The organism is Limnohabitans sp. Jir61 (assembly GCF_003063545.1).
Lineage (GTDB): Bacteria > Pseudomonadota > Gammaproteobacteria > Burkholderiales > Burkholderiaceae_C > Limnohabitans.
This window is the reverse complement of the sequence record NZ_NESD01000008.1, coordinates 1-935: the sequence shown is the minus strand read 5'-3', so window position 1 is coordinate 935 and position 935 is coordinate 1. Positions and strand designations below refer to the sequence as shown.

The 935-nt window shown below is 53.5% G+C and carries 1 protein-coding gene; it reads left to right on the top strand.

The features are described 5' to 3' along the window. Nucleotides 1–935 (top strand): elongation factor Tu (gene tuf, locus B9Z35_RS12835; RefSeq protein WP_199219834.1); only part of this gene is annotated, 935 nt, incomplete at both ends.

The window sequence follows — 935 nt, the reverse complement described above, 5'->3', positions numbered from 1 at the left end:
CACGTGAACGTTGGCACCATTGGTCACGTTGACCACGGTAAAACAACTTTGACAGCTGCGATCACCACGATCCTGTCTTTGAAGTTCGGCGGCGAAGCTAAGGCTTACGACCAAATTGACGCGGCTCCAGAAGAAAAAGCTCGCGGTATCACGATCAACACAGCTCACGTTGAGTACGAGACTGAGTCTCGCCACTACGCTCACGTGGACTGTCCTGGTCACGCCGACTATGTGAAAAACATGATCACTGGCGCTGCTCAAATGGACGGCGCTATTTTGGTGTGTTCAGCTGCTGACGGCCCAATGCCACAAACTCGCGAGCACATCTTGTTGGCTCGCCAAGTGGGCGTGCCTTACATCATCGTGTTCTTGAACAAGTGCGACATGGTGGACGACGCTGAATTGTTGGAATTGGTCGAAATGGAAGTTCGCGAACTTCTGCAAAAGTACGACTTTCCAGGCGACGACACCCCAATCATTCAAGGTTCAGCCAAGCTGGCCCTCGAAGGCGACAAAGGCCCATTGGGCGAAGAAGCCATTTTGAAGTTGGCTGCTGCTTTGGATAGCTACATCCCAACGCCTGAGCGCGCTGTGGATGGTGCTTTCTTGATGCCAGTGGAAGACGTGTTCTCCATCTCTGGCCGCGGTACTGTGGTGACTGGTCGCGTCGAGCGCGGCATCATCAAAGTCGGCGAAGAAATCGAAATCGTGGGTATCGTTGACACAGTCAAGACAACATGTACTGGCGTGGAAATGTTCCGCAAATTGTTGGACCAAGGCCAAGCTGGCGACAACGTTGGTATCTTGTTGCGCGGTACAAAGCGCGAAGACGTGCAGCGCGGCCAAGTGCTGTGCAAGCCAGGTTCAGTCAAGCCACACACTCACTTCACAGCTGAGATCTATGTGTTGTCTAAAGACGAAGGCGGCCGCCACAC